Below are 23,669 nucleotides of genomic sequence, written 5' to 3'. Positions count from 1 at the left end.
TCCAATCACCGACCCAACGTCAATTCGCCCGGATGCTTCTGTTCATCAGCCAGCGCATCGTGAGTCTTTTGCGGCTTCAAATACCTGTCTCCCAGCGGCAGCTTGACCAGCACACGGGTAGGCATCCGCAGAATAATCAGCCACGCGATGAACGCAGACGGGACCTTGTCGATGAAGTCCAGCGGCATCGAGGCCAAGAACACAGCCGCGGTTTCACCCACGCCAAGCGATCGGAGAATACCGGTCACCCAGCCAACACCGGAGGCGGACAAGCCACCGAAAACCCAGATGGTGATGAGCGAACCGATGAAACCACCGATGAGCGCGAAAATGAACGCAGCGAACGTCACATGAAACACGTTACGGAACCAGCCGACACGGGAAAGCCAACCGGCGACCAAACCGATCAGCACCGAAACGATCGCGTACGGCACCAGCGTCGGCAACGTGATCGCATTGATCAGGTTGGTCAGCAAACCAACCAAGGCACCCGGCAGCGGGCCACACACCGCACCCACCAGGATGGTTCCAATCGCATCCATATACACAGGCAGCTTGAGCAGAAGAACAATCTGCCCAGCAATGAAGTTGATCGCGATCCCCAACGGGACCATGAACAGCGTCAGCTGCCCATACTTGCTGCCATGTGCAGCGAACTTTTGCATAGCGGGCATCAGATGACCTCGCTCCAACTGCGTCGCATCACGCTCGTAGTTCCCTTTCAGTTAGGCCCCGTTTACCTAGGGCCCCTGACTCACTAAGTTACGCGGGAAGCGCCGATGCAACAATCCTTACCGCCGAATGTCCCACGATGCCTCCTAGTGACGGATCCTAGTCAGCAATTCTATTTATGGAAAACCAGAGCACCGTGAGCCTGCTCGGCCTCGTTGCTAATCGAGAGGTCAATACCCTTACGATCACGGATCAACGAGACCGCAACCAAAGCGATCACCACAAAGATCAACAGGTACAGCGAAATCATTTCCGTGGAGCCGGTCGCATCGAAGATCGCCTTCGCGATCATCGGGGAGAACGCGCCACCGATGATCGCACCGATCGCGTACGAAACCGAGACACCCGAGAACCGGACCGAAGCCGGGAACATCTCCGAATACAGGGCCGACTGCGGGCCATACGTGAGGCCCAAACCAACCGAGAACAGCAACAGCGCGAGGTAGAGCATCCCCAGCGACTTCGTCGAAATCATCGGGAACACCAAGAACACAGAGATACCCAGAATGATGAACCCGATCTGGTAGGTGCGCACACGCCCGATCGCGTCAGCCATAAAACCCGAAAGGAGCGTGAACACGAACCAGAAGAACGAACCCGCCGTCACCGCGAGTAGCACATCCGTAGGGTTCATGCCCAGCGACTTGGTTGTGTAGTTGGTGATGAACCCGCCAGTAGTCATGTAGCCGGAGGCGTTGTTACCCGCGAACACGAGCGCACCCAAAACCACGAGGTACCAGTACTTCTTGAACAACTGAACCAACGGCATGTGGATCTGCTCCTTACGTTCAGCGATCTCCTGGAACACAGGCGACTCATCAACCGAACGGCGGACCCAGTAGCCCAAGAACACCAACAGGAAGGACAGCAGGAACGGGACACGCCAACCCCACGAGTTGAACGCCTCTTCAGTCGGGGCGATCACGCCCGTCATGAGCGCCATCGTGCCCGAAGCCAGCAACATACCCAGCGGGACACCCAGCTGCGGGACTGCACCTGCAAGACCGCGACGTTCACGGCCAGCGTGTTCGACCGCCATCAGGACGGCGCCGCCCCATTCACCACCTGCGGAAATACCCTGCAGAATGCGCATCGCCAACAGCAGCAGCGGAGCCGTGACACCGATCGCGGCATAGGTTGGGATCAAACCGATCGCCGTGGTCGCGCCACCCATCAACAGCAACGTGATCACGAGCATCTTGCGCCGCCCCAGCTTATCGCCATAGTGGCCAGCAAGGAACGCACCAAGCGGCCGGAACAAGAAAGACAAACCGACCGATGCGAAAGCAACCAGCTGCGCACCCGTATCGCCTAGCGGGGCAAAGAACTGGTGCGCGAACACGAGCGCAACAGCGTTGGCATAAATAAAGAAGTCATACCACTCAACAGTGGTTCCCACGAGCGTCGCAAAAGCAACACGAGTCCGATTGGCGCGTACTGCGGCGTTAGGCATCGCTGAATCCCCTTACATGATTCACGGGCCGAAAGTTACTGGCCGGTAGAGGCCGTTGCCGTCATCGTAGTCCCCGTGCGCCGGATCACAATAAATCGTATATGAATTATGACGAACCGAGGAGCAACCGACCGCCAGGGTGAATAAGAAGGGGTTCATGGTTCAGCGTTCGAACCACGGCTTGGTGCAGTTGAGCATCCCGTTGCCGTGACGGATCTTCTCGACCGAGGCAACACCCTTGTATTTGACACCCAACGCGAGATCCAGAATCCCGTTAGTCCGGTCCGGCTGTAACACGACCTGGGATCCCGGGATCTGCTTCTGCACGGCCAGGGCCTTCCCGGTATCTTCCGGGCCTGCATAAATCATCGCGACGGACTCCGCGGTTTCGGGATCCAGCGTCGCGTTACGGACCGTCTTGACGTCAAAGCCGCGCTCACGCAGGTGATTCGCCGCATCGGTCGCGATGCCTTCGCGCTGTGAAGCGTTGAAAACATTCAACGTGACCTCACGTGGCTCCGCTGGCGTCAGAGACCATACCGGGCACACAACCGCGGGGTTCGGTGCACGGAAATCCGGTGACCACGTTCCACGTTGCCACCACACATACCCCAACGTGGCACCGGCAACACTGAGCGCAATCAGGCCAGCCATAACCCAGGCGCGCGCCCGTTTAGCTACCACCTGGTCTTGTTCCGTGATCAACAGCGGCAACGGTTCAGAAGCCACCACCCGGTCCTCGCCGATGTTGCGCTCGCCCGTGCTGTGCTCGTCTGTGTTGCGGGTTTCTGCGTCGTGATCTTCTGGCGGTGTGGAGGCGGGCATCGAGTCAGAGTTCTTGACGCTCATGCGCCGTGCCTCCTCGTCTGGGCACCACCAGAATTCAAGGCATCCAGGTCCAGTACACGAGCGTGCATGACTTCGCGGCGATACAGCGCCGTGCGTAGCGCACGATGCAGGCCATCCTCGAGGTACATTTCACCTCTGTATTTGATGACGTGCGGGAAGAGGTCCCCGAAGAACGTCGAGTCCTCACTCAGCAACTGGGTGAGGTCCAGCGTGTCTTTGGTTGTGATCAGGTCCGCCAAGCGAACCTGCCGCGGAGACACGCCTGCCCAGTCACGGGACGTGTTGTACCCGTGATCTGGATAGGGACGAGAACTGCCGACAGCCTTGAAAATCATTGTGCCTCACACATTACGCGAGAACTCGCGCAAAACCTCAGCCGAACTCCGCCAGATTGAGCGAAGCGGTTAAAAACACGTCCGATGCCGGCCACACAACAGCTCGAACGGAGCGGTTACAGCGGTGCATTTAAACGAACGGCGCCGTTAAACGAACGGTGGGCCTCAGCACCTTATCGATGCTGAGGCCCACGCGAACCGTGATTCAACCGTTACTGGTTCTGGCCGTTAGGGTTCTGCGGCTGACCACCCTGGTTGTTCTGACCGCCCTGGTCACCTTGGCTGCCCTGGCCGTTCTGACCGCCTGGCTGTGGTGGAAGTGGAGCCTGACCGCCCTGTTGACCCTGCTGACCACCCTGCTGAGCCTGCTGGCCGTAAGCGCCCGGTTGGCCTTGCTGAGGTGGCTGGCCTGGCTGCGGAGGCATCGGCGCGCCACCCTGCTGAGGTGCCTGACCGTACGGGCCCGACTGGCCATATGGCCCTGGCTGGGCTGACTGGCCTGGCTGCGGAGGCATCGGAGCCCCGCCCTGCTGGCCTGGCTGACCATAAGGACCTGGTTGGCCTGACTGGCCCTGCTCTGGTGGCGTCGGAGCTCCACCCTGCTGACCGTAACCGTACGGGTTCTGCTGAGGGTACTGCTGGCCTTGTTGCTGCATCTGCTGTTGCATGTGCTGCATGCGTGCCTGGGACTCTTGGCGGCGCTGGTGCGCAACTTGTCCCAGCTGCTGGAAGTTCTGTGGACCTTCCGGGATACCCACGTTGATCCAGCTGAGTAGCGTGCCAGGCAGGAAGCCCATGGATGCCGGGACAACGTAGCGCGCCAACGCTTCGATGGCGGCACCGACGAGCGCCAACAGGATGAAGTTCCAGCCTGCAAGGCTAGCGCCAGCGGAGAAGTCAGCATCCGTCCCGGAGAACAGGGCGAAGAGCATGAACAAGCCACCTGCGGCGTAGACCGCTGGCAGGCGCCAGCTTGCGCTCAGTGGAGCGGCGGCCTGGCCGCGTGCTGCCCAGCGCAACGCGAAAATAGCCAGCGCGAGAAGCGCGACGATGACGCCGACGAGTACAGCCCACCAATCGTAGCCGCCGTAGCCGAATGAGCTGCCGTAGCCGGTCGAGAAGGAGCCCAAGTAGATCGCGTTAAACCAGCTGAAGACGACGTGCGGGATGCCCGCGAGGACACTGATGAACATCTCACCCTTAGGGGCGTAGCCACCAGCGGTCAGGATGCTCAGGAGGCTGAAGAGGAACCCGAAAACACCGACAACGGCAAGGTGTTCCAGGAGCAAACGCACAGCGGCACCGATGTTGAGTTTGTCCGGGATGCCCTTCGGGGAGAGCAGGTACCAGACCAGACCGCCAACCGTCACAAGGGTGTAGACGGCGCCGCCGAACGAGCCGGCCCAGGCACCGCTTCCGCCGCCGGGAGCCCACGCGAAGATCGCGGAGAGAATCACCAGTGCGCCCCAGAACGCCAGGCCGGATGCGGCAGCGATCACGAGCTTTGCGATCCAGTTAGAGACCAACGTGGTGGAACGCAGCTTGCGGCCGAAGAACCATATCGCGATCAAGGTGAGAACCGAGATCGTCAGAGGAGAGAAAGTCGCGCTGTCGCCGTGATAGTGGAGGACGTTACGGAAACCGGCAGCCGGCAAATGCATGAACGAGAAGAAGTTTTCATGCATGAACGCTGACATGCCGGCCCACGACTTCTTCTCATATACGGCCCAGTAGAGGAAACCGAAAATCAGTGAGGAGACAACCGCTGCGCCAACACCGATACCGAGCACGGTGCCGAGCTTGATGTAAACGTCTTTACCGATGCCCTGGAACGGGTTCGGTTTAGGTGCCTGCGGACCACCCTGAAAACCAGGTTGCTGCGGGTAGTTACCTTGCTGCGGGTAACCGCCCTGTTGCGGGTAGCCGTTGTGCTGTGGGGATCCGCCCTGTTGTGGGTGTCCACCTTGTTGCGGGTAGCCGCCGTATTGATTGTTCTGCGGCTGCTGCCCGCCGCCGGGCTGTTGCGGCGGTTGCGGAATACTCTGATCCGCCATAGTGCACTCCTCAAGAATTTCGTGAAGGATGAACCGTATTACTACTGCACCCACGATATGCCAAAACCTGCGTAAAGAAGCCGCTAGTAACAAGATTTCGCCAAATTGCTACAAATATCCCGTCCCTTACCCGTCTCACGGGCACCGCAGATGACTAGGCAGGCCAGAACCAACAGGCGACAGTCGGCCGGTTTTGCGGGGCTCGCGCTTTGGTGGGTGTGTGCCGTTGTGTGGGGTTAGCGTGTTTGGCGGGGTTTGAAGATGGTGAAGTCTTGTATTTTGCAGGTCGGATCGTTGCTCGAGTTGCCTGGTTGGCAGGGACCAGAGACATTGACGGACCGCATGCTCCACACCCGTATGTCTAGGGGTGTGGCTTGGGTTTCTAAGGTGCCTGGGATGGTGTCCCAGGTTTCACCGTTATCCAGGGAGTATTTCCCGGTGTAGGTGACGGTGGCTTCCACCCGGTAGGTTCCTCGTTTCTGGTACATGTGGGAGGTCGGGGTTTCTTTCTCCCACACATCCGCACGTGTGGGCAGCATCTTTCCTGCGGTTCTGGAAGTGCGGGCTTCGCCGTCGCCGTATTTCCACCGATACTTCACAGGTGTGAGTTCCACTGTGACGTTTTCATCGAGGACTTCGATGGTTTCTCGCACCACACCATCAACAGCACCAGAGCTGTTGCCGGTTTTGTTGTTTTTGGTGAGGTAGAAGTTGGTCCAGGCGGTGGTGAGGGTGTTGGGTTTGATCGCATCCGTGGTGACTGCTCCAGGGTGGATGTGGATGCGTTTGGTTTCGGTCTCGATCAGGGTCCGGATTTCGGTGATGGTCAGCGGGGCCTGCTGAGCCGGGGCATCGTTCTTAGATGGTTTGTTCTTGGCGCGGCAGGCGAGTTGTGTGGTGGCGGTGTTGGTGGTGTAGAGCAGGTCGTCACGTTGACCGCACTCATCCACAGCCCGTCGGGTGCAGGCTTGGGTTTTAGCCGCGTTACGAGCTTTAGAGTCCACCATCTCAGCCACGTGCAGGTCACTACCTGCAACCTTGGTGGAACCGGTCACCGCGCCGGAGCGATCCAACGCGCCCGGGGTACAAGCTGGATCCCACAACAAACGCTTCCCAAAAAACTTAGGAGCAGCCGCCGGCGCATGAGAGGGCGCCCCCGGCGCGGATGAACCGCTGACGTTGTTGATTTCCTCTTGTTCTTGAGTTTTGAATCCTTCTAAGGCCACTCCATCGCCCTTGTATGAAACGTCCTGGGCATTCGCGTTGCTTCCCGGTAGGAATGTAAACAGAATTGCAATTAGTGCAGTATTGACAAGGAGTTTTTGATTATTTTTAACGCTCGGCACCGTAGACTCCTCGTGCTTCCCAGCCGTTAGCTTTACGTTCCAATATGAACGTTCCGTTCTTAGTTGAATTGGCAGGTGTCGTTTCTACAGCTGTCGACTTCCCCGGCCTGAAATAGGACCGTTTCCCTTCGTGCGCGATGAACGTAACAAAAAACTTCCCACTGTCGAGCTTCTTATTTGGCGCTTGGATATTTTCATAACGAATCTTCCCGCCGACAGCCCATGCATTGTCTTTCTTCATGCGTTCGAACACCCTGTTAGCGGCCTGGCAGTATTCACACTTACGTGAGGTAATGTCCCAGAACTCTTTACGGAACGAGCCGACTTCCCACGCATAGTTGAGCTCTTTCAGCCAATGCTCAACGAAGGCAATTTGTCCAGCCTTGCTGTCTTCTCTCGCCACTTTGGGTAGCGGGCCAGGAGGCGGCACGTTCTGAGCTCTATGTTTAGAGGTTGCAGGTTTATATGGCCCCTCTGGTGACGGGCTCGCGGAAGGCTTCGCACTCGCAGATTCTTTGCCGCTACCGGAAACGTTTTCGTCTTTCGCTTCCTTATCGCTCGGGCTGACAGACGGCGAGACTGAACTTGCCGCGTCGGCGGGCGTCGCATCGTCGCTGGATCCGCAGGCGGCTAGCCCGGAAACAAGCGCGAGCGTCAGGGCTGTGGCGATAGCGCTTCGTTTTAGATTTGTCATGATGGCGCCCCTTAGGCATGTGTTTCTGTTTAGAACCTAAAGTAGCCAAGCGCATCCAAAAGCACCATAGAAGAACAAAAGAAAAATTATCTTTCATAACCCGATTACAGCCCGAAGGGCCAAACTTCCTTATAAATCCGCGGAAGCTGAATGCTGATGAACCGTTTGTGTACAGGTTTCTCTGTCCGGTACCCCGGAAAGCGTTAGATGTGAAGCCACCTAGGGGCGTAAGACACACACAAAGCTGAAAGTGTAATTTGTGGGTTAAGGGTCAGAATGTGTGTCTGGGGTTGGTGTTTTCGGCTGTGTTGGCGCGGGTTTCAGCGGATATATATGGCTGCTGGGCATATATCGGTGGTGTGAGCGTTCATTCCTCGGTGTGGTGCCCTTGATGTGCTACCGGCTAGTGGTGTGGTGGCTGGATGCCGAAGAACAGACCACGATGCCACTGCGGTGGCGATATGAAACGCAATGGCACCACCACACAAGGTAGGACAAGGTGGCGGTGCAAACTCTGCGGAGCCTCAAGCACCAAAACCCGGACTGACATCACCAAAGCAGCAGTGTTCAAGCAGTTCATCGCTCACTGCACCTCGACCCGTAGCTTGAAAGACACCGCACAACAGGCCGGGGTGAGCCCTTCGACGTTGAAGCGACGGTTTAGCTGGTGCTGGCTGGTTGAAGTACCCGACCCGATGATCAAACACGCCGGGACGATCTATGACCAGATCTTTATCGATGGAACCTACACCGGTGCCGGGTGTCTTATCGTGGCAGCCACCTTCGATCATGTCCTGGCCTGGCACTGGTGCAAGCGTGAAACCAGCCTGGACTACCAACGACTACTTCAACGTATCCCCGCACCAGTGATCGCTGTCATCGATGGAGGACAAGGAGCCGCCAGCGCTATCAAGAAATGCTGGCCTGCCACCGTGATCCAACGCTGCCTGGTGCATGCACAACGAGTTGTACGACGCTACACCACCTCACACCCGCGTACCGATGCGGGCAAAGCGATCTATCAACTAGCACGGAACCTGACCCGGATCACCACCCTGGATGAAGCAGCCACCTGGGCGAGGCAACTCCATGAATACGGCACCTTCTACCGGAGATGGCTCAACCAGAAAACCTTCACCACAGACCCAATCACCCAACAACGCCACTGGGCCTGGACACACCCGAACACCCGTAAGGCCTACAACAGCCTGCTACACCTATGGCGTAACAACCTCCTGTTCACCTACCTCAACCCACCGACCGAACTACAGCACCGGCACCGCATCAAATCCACCACCAACAGCCTTGAAGGCGCGATCAACGCCGAACTGAAACTGCTCACCCGCACCCACCGCGGCAGAACCGGAGAACACCAACGAAAAATGCTGGAATGGTGGCTCTACCAGAAAACAGAACTGCCTGACGATCCAACAGAAATCGCCAGGCAGTCCAACTGGGGCCAAAACCAACTCGCCAAAGTACCAGCCCTGACCCACAACAAGAACCAAGCCGACCACCAAACAGGACGACCAGCCCTCTACGACAACGCTATCGACACCACCTACACACACTCAATCGGCATCCAAAAAGGCCACATCTAACCCCCGCAACACACCCAAACCAGACACACATTTTGACCCTTAACCCTAATTTGTTTCACAGCAAGGCGAAGTAGCGAATGAATGAAGCGTGTCCCGCTACGAGGATGAAACCGTCCCGCAACGCTACTCACACAGCGGCACCAGTACAGCCACCTCAACGCGAGAGGAGATAAAAAAGTCTCGGGACACCGTATGAACCGATGTCCCGAGACTTAACAAACGCGGAGGATGGGGGATTTGAACCCCCGAGGGCGTGAACCCAACACGCGTTCCAGGCGTGCGCCATAGGCCGCTAGGCGAATCCTCCTCGGATACCCACTTCAGACCCCAGGCCTGAACAAGGCTTTACATACTTTAGCGAACTAAACAGCTAAGAGCCAATCGAGACCACCTACACGGCTGATTCGCGTCCTATTAGCCTCTCAGTTAGACTGATACGCGACCCCTCACGTGGTGTTATCTCGCTGAACTCCCCCAGGGCCGGAAGGCAGCAAGGGTAAGTGGGCTCTGGCAGGTGCGTGAGGGGTCGTTACTTTTAACTCTTCCCTCCGCCCGAACGAACCACCGTCCTCCGCACACACTCGCTTACAGCCCAGGCATACACTCGATGACTTAAACGAGCGAAGGGCCCACGGCGGTCATCGCCGTGAACCCCTCGTCCGTATATTCCAGTAGTCAGCTAGCCGAATATTCGAAGCCCGCAACTACCGTTCAAACTTGTGTAGCGCGAGGCTTACTTGAGGTTGTCCTTGACGTCCTCTGCAGCGTCGCCGGCCTTGCCCTTAGCGTTCTGGGCCTTGCCTTCAGCCTGCTGGCCCTTGTCATCGCGCAGATCGCCAAGCTTATCCTTAGCGGCGCCGACTACCTTGTCCTTAGCGTTTTCCAACTTGTCTCCCAAGCTCATGGGATACTCCTTTCACGCTGAGACCGGGGTAGCTCCCCGAGGTCTTCTATGTGTGACACTTCCACACTCACCCGCCCATGTCTAGGCATCCGCCACTTTGTTTGCTTAGAACGAATATTCAGCCACCATCGTGCACCCTTTGCTAGGGGTCTGCTGTGGTCTCTGGGTAGTCTGGTGGGGTGAGCACAGCGCTATACCGCCGGTTTAGACCCGACACGTTCGAAGACGTCATCGGGCAAGATCACGTGACCAAACCGCTCCAAGTGGCTTTGGATAAGAACCGTGTCAACCACGCGTACCTGTTCTCTGGGCCCCGCGGCTGCGGTAAGACGACCTCGGCACGCATCCTCGCCCGTTGCCTCAACTGCGAGAACGGCCCCACCTCGCATCCATGTGGCGAATGCCCGTCCTGCCGCGATCTTGCGACGGGCGGCTCGGGCTCCCTTGACGTAATCGAAATCGACGCCGCCTCCCACGGCGGTGTGGATGACGCCCGCGAGCTACGCGAGCGTGCATCCTTCGCTCCTGCACGCGACCGCTACAAGATCTTCATCATCGATGAAGCCCACATGGTGACCTCGGCCGGCTTCAACGCGTTGCTGAAAATCGTGGAAGAGCCGCCGGAGCACATCAAGTTCATTTTCGCGACAACCGAACCTGAGAAGGTCATTGGCACCATCCGTTCGCGCACCCACCACTACCCTTTCCGGCTCATCCCGCCGGAACCCATGACTGAATATGTGCAGCATCTTGCTGATGTTGAGCATGTAGCGATCGCACCCGGGGTAGTGCCTCTCGTGGTGCGTGCCGGCGGCGGTTCCGCCCGCGACACACTCTCCGTCCTCGATCAGCTCATGGCCGGCTCCGGTGATGACGGCATCTCATACGACCTCGCTGTCGCACTGTTGGGTTTCACCCACGGTGAGCTTCTGGACGATGTGGTGGATGCGTTGGCCGCGCACGATTCCGCTTCCGTGTTCGCGGCCGTGGACCGCGTGATCCAGTCTGGCCAGGACCCTCGCCGTTTTGTTGAGGACCTTCTGGAACGCTTCCGCGACCTCATTCTGGTGCGCGCCGTCCCCGAGAACGCCTCCGATGTTCTGCACGGCGTGCCCGAAGACCAGATCCAGCGGATGGCAACCCAAGCCTCCGGCCTAGGCCCGGCAGAGCTGTCTCGGTGGGGCGACATCACCAACGCCGCGCTCACCGAAATGACCGGCGCAACAAGCCCTCGCCTGCATCTTGAGCTCCTGTGCGCACGCCTATTGTTGCCGTCCACCGATGACACCGAGCGTGGCCTCGCCGCCCGCATGGACCGTGTGGAACGCCACTTGAGCTTCAGCGGCGGCCCCATGGAAGCTGGCAGCGCCTCCCCTGCACCCGCACCAGATAAGAAAACCACACAGTCCGATGCGCAAGCCGGCCCATCTTCACCGGCACCCGCAACGGCACCCAATGATGCGGCACCGGCTGCGGGACGTGGTGCTGCCGCCGCGCGCGCCGCACTGCGGGACTCGGCTCCGGCCGCGCCTCAGCCATCACAAAATCCTGAGCCTCGCCAGATGCAAGAGCCAGCGGCACCGGCTGCACAGGCTACACCGGCTGCACCCCGCCCAGCCGCACCCGCGCCAGCTTCGGCTGAACCTGCGCAGAAACCTGCGCCTACAGAGGAAACAGAACCAGCCGCACCAGCACCGGAATCGGCACCCGAGCCTGCGCAGGCACCTGAAGCAACGCCGGAGCCCACGCCCGCACAAGCCCCGGCACGCGAACCGGAAGCTGCGCCTACTCCCGAACCTGCTGCCACGCCGGCACCTGCCTCTGCCTCCGAGCCCGCTTATACTCCTGAACCTGCTCCGGAGACTCCACCGGCAACCGAGCCTGAACCTGCACAGCAACCCGAACGGCCCGCGGCAGGTTCCGAGGGTTCCGTTGAGATGTTCCGCAGGGCGTGGCCGCAGATCCTCGAGAACGTCAAACAGAACCGCAGGTTCGTGTGGTCGATCCTGCAGCAAGACGTCTCGGTCGCCGGCTATGACGGGAAGACTCTCACCCTCGGGTTCAGCAATCCTGGCCCGATGAACGCGTTCCGCAACCGTGCCGATGCCGCCGAAACACTCAAGGCTTCCATCAGTGCAGTGATAGGAGTGACACCGGACATCGACGTCGCTGAAGGCGGCGATGCCGGCCCAAAAGCTGACGGCCGGAACAACCTTCCGGCCGCGGAAGAACCACAGCACCACGAAGCACCGCACGAAGAGCCGGCCTACGGAGAAGCACAGTACGCGAACGCACCACGGCACGACGACCCGTCCTACGAAGAGCCGCCCTACGAAGAGTCGCCGCGGCACGATAAGGAGCTGGCCGATGCGCCGAAGCCTCAGCCAGAACCTCCGGCTACTCCCGCTCCAGAGCCACCCACCGCTCCCACGCCGGCTGCCTCATCACCTGCGGCGGCGCCCGCTGCGCCAACACCATCATCCGCGCCTGCACCATCGGCGGCGCCAGCGGCACCGGCTCCGCCTGCCGTAGCGCCACCACAACCGGCAGCGCCTGCGGCCCCAACAAAACCATCGTCTGTTGCCCCATCAGCACCTGCGCCTGCGCCCCCAACGCCGCCATCGGGCGGGAAGCTCAGTCGCTATCAACAGTTGCTCGCGCAAAGCAAGAACAACAGCCAGGCTCCAGCTCCAGGCTGGGGTGCCCCACCGCCGCAAGCGCCGGCGCCCGTTGAAGAGCATAACTTTGTTCCGAGCGAGGATGATGAACAGCTCGAGAACTCGGTCTCGTTCGGGCGTGCCGCGTTCGAGAACATCCTCAACGCGAAGCTCATCGAAGAAACAGACCTCGAAGGCAATCCGCTACCCCACCGTCGCTGATTCGCCTCACCGCAACCGTCAGGAGAGTGCACCGTGTACGAAGGCGCCGTCCAAGACCTCATCGACGAGCTCGGGCGTCTACCCGGCATTGGCCCTAAGTCTGCTCAACGCATCGCGTTCCACATCCTGGAAGCAGACAAAGAGGATATGCGGCGGCTCGCGGACGCGATCAAGGTTGTCAAAGACAAAGTGTCTTTCTGCGAAGTGTGCTTCAACATCACCGAAGACGAAAAGTGCGCGATCTGCCGCGACCCTAACCGGGACGACAGCACCATTTGTGTTGTCGAGGAATCGAAGGACGTCATGGTGATCGAACGGACGCGCGCATTCCGCGGCCGGTATCACGTACTGGGTGGCGCGATCGACCCGATGGCCGGTATTGGCCCGGATCAGCTGCACATCAAGGAGCTACTCACCAGGCTCTCGGATGATGCGATCCAGGAACTCATCATCGCAACGGACCCGAACCTTGAAGGCGAAGCCACCGCAACGTACCTGGTGAGGATCCTCAAAAGCATCGGCGTCAAAGTGTCCCGGCTCGCATCCGGACTACCGGTGGGCGGGGATCTGGAATACGCGGACGAAGTCACGCTCGGGCGAGCACTTGAAGGCCGCCGCTCACTGATCAACTAAGCGGGCGACGATCAACTAACCGGCCGATGGGGCCCAGCGGGTAGCCAGCACCGTGCGGCCCGGTCTCGAGCCGGCCGGTCGCACGGCGAGACGGCCTAGCCGCGCTCGAGCTCGTCTTGAATATTGTTGAGAGCGGCCAGGATGTGGAACAGGTGCTGGTCCGCTTGCAGTCGGGTTGCGTACACGATCTGCTCGGGATCCAACATGTAGCTTTGGCCCACGGTGTCTGTGACTAAGACGTGGTCTTTGCGGTGGCGCAGGCTTGCTACCTGGATTGAGACGCGTTCTGCGGGTTGATCGAACGTGAGTTGCCCCGCAACGTTTCGCCCGTCGAGCCGGCTAGCCGTGATTTCTAGACCGAATGGCTGAGGAAGGTCTTCCCTGCTACCCATCGCGTTTACGCCCCTGTCCTGTTGTGTCGATCCTGCTGGTGTCGATCGTGTCGTGTCGAATGAAGTACAGATCGGCCGCAACTAAGACGTAACCAATCCTAATCCACGGGAACAAATCACCTTTGAAGCGTCCCCCGGTAAAGATAATAGTCAAAGATAGGGTAAATCCTGGGATCTGAGAGTCTCTGGCACGAAATATTTGACTCGTCACCCATTTAACCTCTGTTGCATGCGTCACACTTGATGTTCTTACGATACCCGCTGCAACGCGCGTCACTTATTGTGTGTGCCATGCCTGCGCACCGTAGGCTGAAACACAACACTTCCCTGGGGTGCCGGCATGGCTTAGGCGCACCCATCGACTAGCGAAAGGCGCTCATGGCTCTGATCGTGCAGAAATACGGCGGCTCTTCCGTTGCGGATGCCGCAGGTATTAAGCGAGTCGCCGCCCGTGTGTTGGAAACCCGCGAAGCCGGCAACGATGTTGTCGTTGTTGTTTCCGCGATGGGTGACACGACTGATGAGCTGTTGGATCTGGCCGCCGAAATCACTGACAAGGCACCCGCCCGCGAAATGGACATGTTGCTGTCCGCTGGCGAACGCATGTCCATGGCTCTGCTCGCTATGGCGATCGAAGCGGCAGGCGGCAAAGCTGTCTCCTTCACCGGTTCGCAGGCCGGGATGATCACTGACGCACTGCACGGTTCGGCCCGCATCGTCGAGGTCTCCCCTGCGCGTGTCCGCCGCGCGGTTGAGCTCGGTTCAGTCGCGATCGTGGCTGGCTTCCAGGGCATGTCGAAGGAATCGAAGAACATTACGACGATGGGCCGCGGCGGTTCTGACACGACCGCGGTTGCGCTCGCTGCGGCCCTTGATGCCGATGTGTGCGAGATTTACACGGATGTGGACGGCGTCTTCACTGCTGATCCGCGCGTGGTTCACCATGCGCGGAAGCTCGATACGCTCTCGAGCGAGGAGATGCTGGAGCTTGCCGCGCACGGCTCGAAGATCCTGCATTTGCGCTGCGTTGAGTATGCGCGGCGTTTCGGTATCCCGATTCACGTGCGTTCGTCCTTTAGCCACAATGAGGGGACCTGGATTGTCCCTGACGCTTCTGACAAGATCCAACTCCCGGAGGGGGAACCATTGGAACAACCGATTGTTGCCGGCGTAGCTCATGACCTCTCCGAGGAGAAAGTCACCGTGATCGGCGTCCCAGACATCCCGGGTAAGGCCGCCCACATTTTTGAGGTCATCGCCCAGGCGGATACGAACGTGGACATGATCGTCCAGAACGTCTCCACCGCAGGCTCCGGCAAGACTGACATCACGTTCACCGTACCGAAGACTCAAGGCGACCGCGTGGTGACCGCGTTGCGTGAAGCCCAGACCGAGATCGGTTTTGAGGACATCGAACAAGACAACAAGATCGGTAAGGTCTCCCTGGTTGGCGCAGCGATGCGCTCCAACGCGGGCGTCTCCGCGACGTTCTTCCGCGCCCTGCACGAGGCCGGCATCAACGTTGACCTGATCTCCACTTCGGAGATCCGCATCTCGATCGTGACCCACGAAGACAAACTCACCAAAGCTGTCGAGGCGATCCACACCGCATTCGGACTCGACACCGAACAGGAAGCCACGGTCTACGGCGGCACAGGCCGCTAAGCTCCCTGCCGCTCGCCGCGCGGTTCGGTTCTCGCGCGCTCTTAAGAACTTCCCAGAAGCTTCCCACTTAACTTCCCACAGTGTTATGTTGAGTGGGAAGTTAAGTGGGAAGTTAGTGAGCACTCGATGGACACCGAACACTTAGAGACAATCGTCCACACACTGCGGTTGGTTGGAACAGACAACCAGCCAACCGAGGTCAAGAGCAGTGTGGGCAAGTCAATTCGCGAAACTCTCAGCGCGTTCGCGAACGCAAACGGCGGCCTCATCATCCTGGGGCTCGATGAGTCAAACGGCTTCTTGCCGGTGGAGGGCTTCGATGCCGCAAAAGCTCAGGACGCGCTAGAAACCCGATGCGCCCAAACCACACCCCCAGTGCGTCCGCTCATCGACACAGTGCCCTTTGAGAACTCCTTAGTTGTTGTAGCGGAAGTCAGTGAAATGACCTCCGAAGACAAACCTTGCTACGTAACTGACCAGGGAAAATATGGCGGTAGCTATATACGGGTTGGCGACGGTGACATACGGCTTACGCAATACGAAGTCGACCGCCTCGTTGAGGAGCGAACCCAACCTAAATGGGACGAACAGTCAGTCACAGATGCGCAACCTGAAGACCTGCATTCGGGCACCGTGAACGCCTACCTGAGCGTTCAACGCAAGCGTCGTCCCAAAACCTTCAACGATGGCATCGAAACCGCGATGAAACGCTTGCGTATCCTCAAAGACGGACACCCAACCCTGGCGTCATTGCTTGTCATGGGCGAATATCCGCAGGAATTTTATCCGCGCCTTACGGTGACATTTGCTAACTTCCCTGGAACAACCAAGGGCTCTGTTACCGAGGGGATCCGTCTCCTAGACAGCAAGACTTTCACCGGCACCATTCCGGAGCTCGTTGATGAAGGAATTGAAGTCGTCAGAAAAAACATGCGCACTGCCGCGCTCATCGGCGAAAAGTACCGCTCAGATTTGCCAGACTATCCGCCTGTCGCGGTACGCGAAGCTCTTGTGAATGCACTCATGCATCGCGATTACTCACCGCTCGCGCAAGGTAGCCAGGTACAGATCAACATGTTCGTTGATCGCCTCGAAATCACCAGTCCAGGAGGACTATATGGAGGCGTTACCGTTAGAAACTTAGGGAAACCAGGAGTGAGCTCGACTAGAAACCAACGGCTCTCTGCATTCCTCGAAGACGTGAAGTTTCACGACGATGATGGCGCGGCAGGTGTCGTTGCTGAAAACAGGGGCACGGGAATCGCAGTCATTCAACGCTCACTCGCTGATGCTCTCATGCCGCCACCTGAGTACATCAACCGGCTAGACAGCTTCACCATTATTTTCCACCGGCGAAGAGTCGCGGAGAAAGAGCGGTATGCAAGCGCCTTTGACCAAGTGCTCACCGCTCTCAAGAGCCAAGTCTCTGCCTCCACAGCTGAGCTCGTCAAGAGCACAAAACTAAGCCGTACAGCAGTCCAAAAAGCAGTGAACGAACTCATCGCCGAGGGTGCCGTCGAGCGCACTGAACCGCTGCGAAGCCCGCGCCAACGCTACCGGATCAAAACATAGTCATTCAGCCAAGAAGGCCCGGCATTACCGAGCTTCCCACTTAACTTCCCACTAACTTCCCACAGTGTTATGTTGAGTGGGAAGTTAGTGGGAAGCTCAAGCATGAGCCCGCTAGCGTTGCTCCACGTAGCCTCAGCCCTCCGTGAACGTAGCCTCGGCGCGATCCGTGAACGCGCCCACCGCATCGTCGTTGAGGGCGCGCTTTATTCCACGGTTTGGGTGTGGCCCGTCGCATCGGCAATCGCGCGGCGAATGGTGGCTTCATCGAGCACGCCTTCTTGAACCGCGAGGTCAATGATGGACGCGTTCTCTTCGAGCGCCTGTTTCATGAGGTCAGCGGAGCGTTCGTAGCCGATCAGCGGCGAAAGCGCAGTCACCACGGACACGGACTCAGCCACACGCCGCGAAAGCACGTCCTCGTTCGCCTCGATCCCGTCCACGCAACGCAACCGCAACGTCGCACATGCTGCACGCAGGGAATCGATCGCATCGAACAACACATCAGCCATCACGGGTTCGAAAGCGTTGAGCTGCATCTGACCCGCCTCAACCGCCATCGCAACCGTGGTATCAGCACCGACCACGCGGAACGCAACCTGGTTCACGACCTCCGGGATCACCGGGTTGACCTTGCCCGGCATGATCGAAGAACCCGCCTGCGCTGGCGGCAAGTTGATCTCATTCAAGCCAGCCTGCGGGCCGGATGAAAGCAAACGCAGGTCATTACAGATCTTGGAAAGCTTGATCGCGGTACGCTTCAACCCACCGGATACGAGCACGAAAACACCCGTATCCGAGGTCGCCTCAACCAGGTTACGAGCACCGATCACGTTGTTCTTAGTGATCTGCTGCAGGTGCTTAAGCACAAGCTCGCGATACCCCACCGGCGCCGTAATCCCGGTACCGATCGCGGTGGCACCCAGGTTGAGTTCCAGCAGATGCGGAATGAAGTTAGTGAGCATCACGACGTCTTCACGCATCGCATCCGCGAACGCACCGAACTCCTGGCCCAACGTCATCGGGACGGCATCCTGGAGCTGGGTGCGGCCGATCTTGGTGATCTCCGCGAACTCTTGAGCCTTCTTCCCGAAGGATTCGGCGAGCAACCCAACCTCTTCGATGAGCCCACGCATCGCCCAATGCAGCGCAAGTTTCAGCGCGGACGGGTACACATCGTTAGTGGACTGGGCGGCGTTGACGTGATCGATCGGGTTGATCACAATCGAATCATCCCCGATGATCTGCTGGGCACGGTGCGCAATAACCTCGTTCGCGTTCATGTTCGTTGAGGTTCCCGCACCACCCTGGACACGGTCGATCACAAACTGCGAATCCCACTTACCGTCCATGACCTCTTGGGCCGCGGCCTCGATCGCCTCGCAACGGGCATCATCAAGCCGACCCAACTCGTGATTAGCCCGGGCAGCCGCGAGCTTCACAGCACCCAAAGCCCACACAAGCTCCCGGATCTGCCCCACGGTGCGGCCCGTGATCGGGAAGTTCTCGACCGCCCGCAACGTGGAAATACCCCACAAAACCTCCGCCGGGACTTCACGTGTCCCCAGCGAATCCTTCTCGGTGCGGGTTTCGGTGGATTCAAGCGCGGCCCGCAACTCGGCAGGGGCCGTCAGAGGCAAAAACGACATGGTGCTCCTGAGAACCGCAAACCAACGGTTTGCAACAACTGATACCAACTGATGAGTCTACGCAGACACCACGCAATCGACCGCATCCGCACCCGCTGGCTACACCTGCAAGCGCCGGCTTCGTGGCACCCGCTGGCCTCCTCGCATCCGCTGGCAGTTGCCGCGAGCGCTGGCCGGGGCCGCATCGTCCACAATGGATGTATGCCCACCTTGCTCTATCCTGACCAGTGGCGTGCCCGCGAGCACGCTCACGCCGAACGCGCCCGCGCATACACCGAGCCGTTCCGGCAACGGCGAGCGCGGCAGCAGACCCACCCGGTTTATGACTTCTTGTTCACGTATTACTCGTTCCCGCCGGCACAGCTGGAACGTTGGCATCCCGGCCCCGGCGTGGTGCTGTTAGGGGACGATGCGGTTGCTGAGCGGTCTGGGTGGCGTTTTTATACGGTGATTGAGGATGCTGATGGCAGCGGGCGACCGGGCGTTACGGTGGATGCCGCGGAATTCGTGGCGACACGGGGCCGGATGGTGGACTTCGCGGACACGATCTTCAGTGCGGTAGCGGGGCGTCCGGGGAGTTTTTCGTGTTTTGGTTTGCACGAGTGGGCTATGGCGTATAAGTCGGAAGAGAACGGTGTTCGTCACGACTATGTTCCCCTGCGGCTAGGTTCCACCGGCACGGATGGGGTGGTTGAGGCTCACCAGATCCGGTGCACGCATTTTGATGCGTTCCGGTTTTATGCCCCGCAAGCTCGCGGGCTGAACCAGCTCACCCCCACGCGGGAGCGGCAGGTTGAGCTTGAACAGCCCGGATGTTTGCACGCCGGGATGGACGTTTATAAGTGGCTGTATAAGCTCGCGCCACTCGTGGATTCGGGGCTCATCATGGACGCTTTCGAGCTCGCGTGGCAGACCCGCATCATGGACATGCAGGCCTCACCCTATGACTTGAGCGAATGGGGCTTCGAACCCATCCGGATCGAAACCCCGCATGGCAAGGCCGAATATGTTGAACGGCAACGCGCATTCTCTGAACGCTCCCAGCAGCTACGTCAGCGAGGGCTCGATGCGGTCGCCACGATCCGCGCAAGTGCCGCCTAGTCGAGCTGCCTAGTCGAGGACCTTGCCGGGGTTCATGATCCCTTGCGGGTCGAAGACCTTCCGCAACTGTTGCTGCAGTTCCGTCTGATCTGCGCCGAGCTCCTCGGGCAGGAAGCGTTTCTTCAGCAAGCCCACACCGTGTTCGCCGGTGAGCGTTCCGCCCATCTCGAGGGCAACACTGAACACTTCGTCGGCGGCTTCCCACACGTGAGTCGGAACTGCGTCCAGCCCCGTCTCACCCGCAACCGGTTCAAACACGAACACCGGATGCATATTGCCATCACCGGCGTGGGCCGCGCTCGGCAACGCAACCCCATACTTCCGTTCAATCTCACGCATCCGAGTGAACGCCTCCGCCATCCTGGTCCGCGGAACAGCGATGTCCTCAACCAAGACGCTACCGCCCATGCGTTCAATCGCAGGGAACACGGCCCGCCGCATACCGATCAGCGCTTCGGTCTCGGCATCGCTCTGCGCAACCCGCACGTGACGGGCGAAACCAGCCACCGCATCGTGCACCTGAGCCAACTCTGCTTCGGCACCCAAGCCATCGGTCTGTACCAAAAGCAGCGACGCCGGCCTGCCCTCGGTAGGGTCCACGAACGCCTCATCCGTAGCAACCAAGTGCCCCACCACCGCGGCCGAGGTCACCTCATCGAGTAGCTCCATCATCGCCGGTTGAAGATGCGCCGCCGTCACAGCGCTCGCGGCAGCTGCGGCATCCACCGCCGAATCACACACCGCAACCAGCGTGGCAACCTCAGCGGACTGTAGCGGCCGCACCTTCAGAACACACTCGACGATGATCCCCAGCGTGCCCTCGGAACCGATCAGCATCGAGGTGACGTCATATCCTGAAACACCCTTGACGGTGCGCCGCCCCATCGACACCACACGGCCATCCGCCAAAACCACCGTGAGCCCCAAAACCCACTGCTGCGTCACGCCATATTTAGCGCACAAAAACCCGCCAGCATTCGCCGCGATGTTCCCGCCCACCGTGGAGATCGCTTTCGACGCCGGATCCGGCGGCCACCACAAACCATCCTTGTGTAGCACCGCGTTGAGCTCATCGTTCAAGATGCCCGGCTGAACCACCGCCAAACGGTCATCCGCCGAAACTTCAAGGACCTTATTCATGCGCTCCAGGCACACCACAAGCGAGCCTGCGCCTGCCGTCGCAGACCCCGCCAGACCCGTGCCAGCACCCCGCGGAACCACACTTACACCATGCTCGGAAGCCCAGCGCAACGCCGACTGAACCTGCTCTGTCGTTTCCGGCCACACCACCGCAACCGGAACACCATCCGGCTCAACACCCGAACGGTCAATCGAGTACGCACGCAAGGTCGGCTCATCCGTCGCGATGCCGCCGCACATCGCCTCCCGCAGAGAATCCAGGGCCGTCTGTGAAATCGACGGCGCCTGCGAAACAGCTGCAGATGCAGAAACAGTTGCCTCCGATGCCGGAGCCACCTCGCCCATGAAACCTCACCTTCCCTACAACTTGGGTATGAGCCAGGACACACACTGGTCGGAAACTAGACTAGCGCTTATGCCCACCCCACCAGAGCGCGCCGAACACGCCAACTCAGAGTCCCTGCTTCAGCTGCTCGGTGGTGCGCGCCCTGCGATCGAGGCGACCATCCCGCCGGTTGTGTTCGTGCTCGCGTGGATGCTCAGCGGCAACGACATCGTCATCGGGGGCGCGGCGGCGACCCTGTCCGGCCTCATCATCGCTGGCTTCGCGCTCTATCAACGCCGCAGACTGACCTCCGTCATTTTCGGGTTGCTCGCCGTGGTCGCATCCGCCGCGGTTGCGGTCTATACCGGCAACGCCGTGGACTTCTTCCTGTTGCGGCTGCTTTCCAACGCGGCCTCGATGCTGGCCTGGATAGCCTCCATCATGGTCCGTTGGCCGTTCCTTGGGATCGTGCTCGGGGCACTGCTCGGAACCAAAACCACGTGGCGTAAGGACCCCGTGATCCTACGCGCCTACAACCGCGCATCATGGTTCTGGGTCGCCCAATACGGTGTCCGCGTCATCGTGCTCGGCTACTTCTGGGCTACCGGCCACGTCATCGGGCTCTCGGTGGCCCACATCCTGCTGAGCTACCCGCTCTTCGCGCTCAGCCTCATCGCATCCGGCTGGATGCTGTTCGGATCCATCCCGAAAACCCACCCCGGAATCCGCCACCCACAAGTTGCGCACCCTGGACAAACCGCGGAAGAGAACACGGGACAATCTGAGCCGCGAAACAGCACCAGAACCGAGCCAGAAACCGACGCCTCACCGCAGCCCTATACACGATTTCCAGACGGTTTGTCCTGAGCCTTCACATTCCCAGACGTTAAGAAATAAAAAACCGGCGAGCGCACAAATTTTTCTAGACTGGGAAGCCGCAACACGATTTCAGGAGGAACTGTGGAACCACAGCTAGAGGATGCATACGCTGACGTACTTCGCCGCAACCCTGGCGAACCAGAGTTCCACCAAGCAGTTGCAGAGGTTTTCGATTCCCTCGGCCCAGTCGTCAAACAGCACCCCGAGCTCATGGAGTACGGGATCATGCAGCGGTTGTGTGAGCCGGAGCGTCAGATCATCTTCCGTGTGCCGTGGGTTGATGACAACGGCCAGGTGCAGATCAACCGTGGCTTCCGTGTGCAATACAACTCGGCACTTGGCCCGTATAAGGGTGGTTTGCGTTTCCACCCTTCGGTGAACATCGGCATCATCAAGTTCTTGGGCTTCGAGCAGATCTTCAAGAACTCACTGACCGGTATGCCTATCGGCGGCGGTAAGGGTGGCTCTGACTTTGATCCGCACGGGAAGTCCGATGCGGAGGTCATGCGTTTCTGCCAGTCGTTTATGACTGAGCTGGCTTCCCACATCGGACAGTACACTGACGTCCCGGCTGGTGACATCGGTGTGGGTGCCCGCGAAATCGGCTACATGTTCGGCCAGTACCGCCGCATGACTAACGCTTATGAGTCCGGTGTCCTGACCGGTAAGGCGTTGCTGTGGGGTGGGTCTCGCGCCCGCACGGAAGCGACCGGCTACGGTGCCGTGATCTTCGCGGAGTCCATGCTGAAAACCCGTGGTGAATCTTTCGACGGCGCGAAAGTGACCGTGTCCGGTTCCGGTAACGTCGCGATCTATGCGATGCAGAAGTCCCAGATGCTGGGTGCCACCGTGCAGGCATGCTCGGATTCCTCGGGTTATGTTTATGACCCGAACGGGATCGATGTTGACCTGATCAAGCAGGTCAAGGAAGTGGAGCGCGGCCGCATCTCTGATTACGCCGAACGCCGCGGCAACGGCGCCCGCGTTGTCACTGACGGCTCCATCTGGGACCTGCCAACCGACGTCGCCTTGCCGTGCGCAACCCAGAACGAGCTCAACGGCCGTGACGCCCACACCCTGATCCGTAACGGTGTCAAAGCGGTTTCCGAGGGCGCGAACATGCCGTCAACCCCCGATGCGGTGGCGGCTTTCCGTGACGCGAAGGTGCTCTTCGGCCCAGGTAAGGCCGCGAACGCCGGCGGCGTTGCGACCTCCGCGCTTGAGATGCAGCAGAACGCCTCCCGTGACTCTTGGACGTTCGACTACACGGTCCAGCGTCTCACCGAGATCATGGAAGACATCCACGAAACCTGCCTCGAATCAGCGGATAAGTACGGTCGCGACGGCGACTATGTTTTCGGCGCGAACGTAGCCGGTTTCAGCCGTGTCGCAACCGCGATGCTCAACCAAGGCATCATCTAGCGGGAGCCCACCCCACGCGTGTTCCTAAACGGATAAGATAGAGAGGC

Annotated in this window: 19 protein-coding genes, 1 tRNA gene and 1 other RNA gene; 9 read left to right on the top strand and 12 right to left on the bottom strand. The window is 59.4% G+C overall.

Annotated elements, in window-relative coordinates:
• Positions 1 to 5 precede the first annotated feature (5 nt).
• The 7 genes from J2S67_RS00210 to J2S67_RS00180 form a co-directional block, all read right to left on the bottom strand.
• On the bottom strand, positions 6 to 674 hold the full coding sequence (locus J2S67_RS00210) for an ECF transporter S component (protein ID WP_052048525.1): 669 nt from the start codon (positions 672 to 674) through the stop codon (positions 6 to 8).
• Positions 675 to 844: 170 nt separating this feature from the next.
• On the bottom strand, positions 845 to 2,185 hold the full coding sequence (locus J2S67_RS00205; protein WP_035756547.1) for an MFS transporter: 1,341 nt from the start codon (positions 2,183 to 2,185) through the stop codon (positions 845 to 847).
• Positions 2,186 to 2,347: 162 nt separating this feature from the next.
• A complete protein-coding gene (locus tag J2S67_RS00200; protein WP_052048526.1) occupies positions 2,348 to 3,034 on the bottom strand; it encodes a LytR C-terminal domain-containing protein in 687 nt (228 codons plus the stop codon).
• Complete coding sequence (locus J2S67_RS00195) at positions 3,031 to 3,369, bottom strand: type II toxin-antitoxin system VapB family antitoxin (protein WP_035756548.1); 339 nt, start codon at positions 3,367 to 3,369, stop codon at positions 3,031 to 3,033. The genes J2S67_RS00200 and J2S67_RS00195 overlap by 4 nt, the downstream gene beginning before the upstream one ends.
• Before the next feature lie 212 nt (positions 3,370 to 3,581).
• Positions 3,582 to 5,423: a hypothetical protein gene (locus tag J2S67_RS00190; protein ID WP_310245183.1), complete on the bottom strand. Its 1,842-nt coding sequence runs from the start codon at positions 5,421 to 5,423 to the stop codon at positions 3,582 to 3,584.
• 236 nt (positions 5,424 to 5,659) lie between these two features.
• Positions 5,660 to 6,649 (bottom strand): PKD domain-containing protein, encoded by a 990-nt coding sequence (locus J2S67_RS00185; protein WP_310245181.1) that lies wholly within the window; start codon positions 6,647 to 6,649, stop codon positions 5,660 to 5,662.
• A gap of 106 nt (positions 6,650 to 6,755) precedes the next feature.
• Positions 6,756 to 7,463, bottom strand: a complete 708-nt coding sequence (locus tag J2S67_RS00180) for a DUF6318 family protein (protein WP_310245179.1) — start codon at positions 7,461 to 7,463, stop codon at positions 6,756 to 6,758.
• A gap of 422 nt (positions 7,464 to 7,885) precedes the next feature.
• Here J2S67_RS00180 and J2S67_RS00175 point away from each other — a divergent pair, with 422 nt between their 5' ends.
• Positions 7,886 to 9,064 (top strand): IS1249 family transposase, encoded by a 1,179-nt coding sequence (locus J2S67_RS00175; RefSeq protein ID WP_310245177.1) that lies wholly within the window; start codon positions 7,886 to 7,888, stop codon positions 9,062 to 9,064.
• Positions 9,065 to 9,286: 222 nt separating this feature from the next.
• On the opposite strand, the gene J2S67_RS00170 is transcribed toward J2S67_RS00175, so the two are convergent.
• Positions 9,287 to 9,371 (bottom strand) — tRNA-Ser (locus J2S67_RS00170).
• A gap of 130 nt (positions 9,372 to 9,501) precedes the next feature.
• Here J2S67_RS00170 and ffs point away from each other — a divergent pair.
• Positions 9,502 to 9,598: signal recognition particle sRNA small type (gene ffs / locus J2S67_RS00165), an RNA gene on the top strand.
• A 199-nt stretch (positions 9,599 to 9,797) separates the two neighbouring features.
• Here ffs and J2S67_RS00160 read toward each other — a convergent pair.
• Positions 9,798 to 9,968, bottom strand: coding sequence for a CsbD family protein (locus J2S67_RS00160; protein WP_083285302.1), 171 nt, complete (start codon positions 9,966 to 9,968; stop codon positions 9,798 to 9,800).
• Positions 9,969 to 10,147: 179 nt separating this feature from the next.
• Between J2S67_RS00160 and J2S67_RS00155 the strand changes: the two genes are divergently transcribed.
• Both J2S67_RS00155 and recR read left to right on the top strand, forming a co-directional pair.
• Positions 10,148 to 12,847 (top strand): DNA polymerase III subunit gamma and tau, encoded by a 2,700-nt coding sequence (locus J2S67_RS00155; protein ID WP_310245175.1) that lies wholly within the window; start codon positions 10,148 to 10,150, stop codon positions 12,845 to 12,847.
• A gap of 33 nt (positions 12,848 to 12,880) precedes the next feature.
• Positions 12,881 to 13,480, top strand: coding sequence for a recombination mediator RecR (gene recR / locus J2S67_RS00150; RefSeq protein ID WP_070491574.1), 600 nt, complete (start codon positions 12,881 to 12,883; stop codon positions 13,478 to 13,480).
• 95 nt (positions 13,481 to 13,575) lie between these two features.
• Here the strand turns inward: recR and J2S67_RS00145 are convergent, their stop codons facing one another.
• Entirely contained in the window at positions 13,576 to 13,872 is a 297-nt protein-coding gene (locus J2S67_RS00145) for a hypothetical protein (protein WP_035756554.1), read from the bottom strand.
• 378 nt (positions 13,873 to 14,250) lie between these two features.
• Here J2S67_RS00145 and J2S67_RS00140 point away from each other — a divergent pair, with 378 nt between their 5' ends.
• Positions 14,251 to 15,537: an aspartate kinase gene (locus J2S67_RS00140; RefSeq protein WP_239445816.1), complete on the top strand. Its 1,287-nt coding sequence runs from the start codon at positions 14,251 to 14,253 to the stop codon at positions 15,535 to 15,537.
• Between the two features lie 126 nt (positions 15,538 to 15,663).
• Positions 15,664 to 17,109: an ATP-binding protein gene (locus J2S67_RS00135; RefSeq protein ID WP_035756562.1), complete on the top strand. Its 1,446-nt coding sequence runs from the start codon at positions 15,664 to 15,666 to the stop codon at positions 17,107 to 17,109.
• A gap of 203 nt (positions 17,110 to 17,312) precedes the next feature.
• Here the strand turns inward: J2S67_RS00135 and J2S67_RS00130 are convergent, their stop codons facing one another.
• Complete coding sequence (locus tag J2S67_RS00130; RefSeq protein WP_310245169.1) at positions 17,313 to 18,755, bottom strand: aspartate ammonia-lyase; 1,443 nt, start codon at positions 18,753 to 18,755, stop codon at positions 17,313 to 17,315.
• 51 nt (positions 18,756 to 18,806) lie between these two features.
• On the opposite strand from J2S67_RS00130, the gene J2S67_RS00125 reads away from it, so the two are divergent.
• Positions 18,807 to 19,856 carry a 3-methyladenine DNA glycosylase gene (locus tag J2S67_RS00125; RefSeq protein ID WP_310245167.1) on the top strand — a complete coding sequence of 350 codons (1,050 nt, stop codon included), beginning with the start codon at positions 18,807 to 18,809 and terminating at the stop codon, positions 19,854 to 19,856.
• Positions 19,857 to 19,865: 9 nt separating this feature from the next.
• Here the strand turns inward: J2S67_RS00125 and J2S67_RS00120 are convergent, their stop codons facing one another.
• Positions 19,866 to 21,341, bottom strand: coding sequence for an FAD-binding oxidoreductase (locus J2S67_RS00120; RefSeq protein WP_310245165.1), 1,476 nt, complete (start codon positions 21,339 to 21,341; stop codon positions 19,866 to 19,868).
• Between the two features lie 70 nt (positions 21,342 to 21,411).
• Here J2S67_RS00120 and J2S67_RS00115 point away from each other — a divergent pair, with 70 nt between their 5' ends.
• Together J2S67_RS00115 and gdhA are read left to right on the top strand one after the other, a co-directional pair.
• Positions 21,412 to 22,188, top strand: a complete 777-nt coding sequence (locus J2S67_RS00115) for a DUF3159 domain-containing protein (RefSeq protein WP_310245164.1) — start codon at positions 21,412 to 21,414, stop codon at positions 22,186 to 22,188.
• Positions 22,189 to 22,281: 93 nt separating this feature from the next.
• A complete protein-coding gene (gdhA, locus tag J2S67_RS00110; protein WP_310245162.1) occupies positions 22,282 to 23,622 on the top strand; it encodes an NADP-specific glutamate dehydrogenase in 1,341 nt (446 codons plus the stop codon).
• The last annotated feature ends 47 nt before the right edge of the window (positions 23,623 to 23,669 follow it).

Origin of the sequence: Pseudoglutamicibacter albus (assembly GCF_031458175.1) — a bacterium.
Classification (GTDB): Bacteria; Actinomycetota; Actinomycetes; order Actinomycetales; family Micrococcaceae; genus Pseudoglutamicibacter; species Pseudoglutamicibacter albus.
The sequence above is the reverse complement of the archived record's forward strand: the minus strand, read 5'-3'. Positions and strand labels throughout refer to the sequence as shown.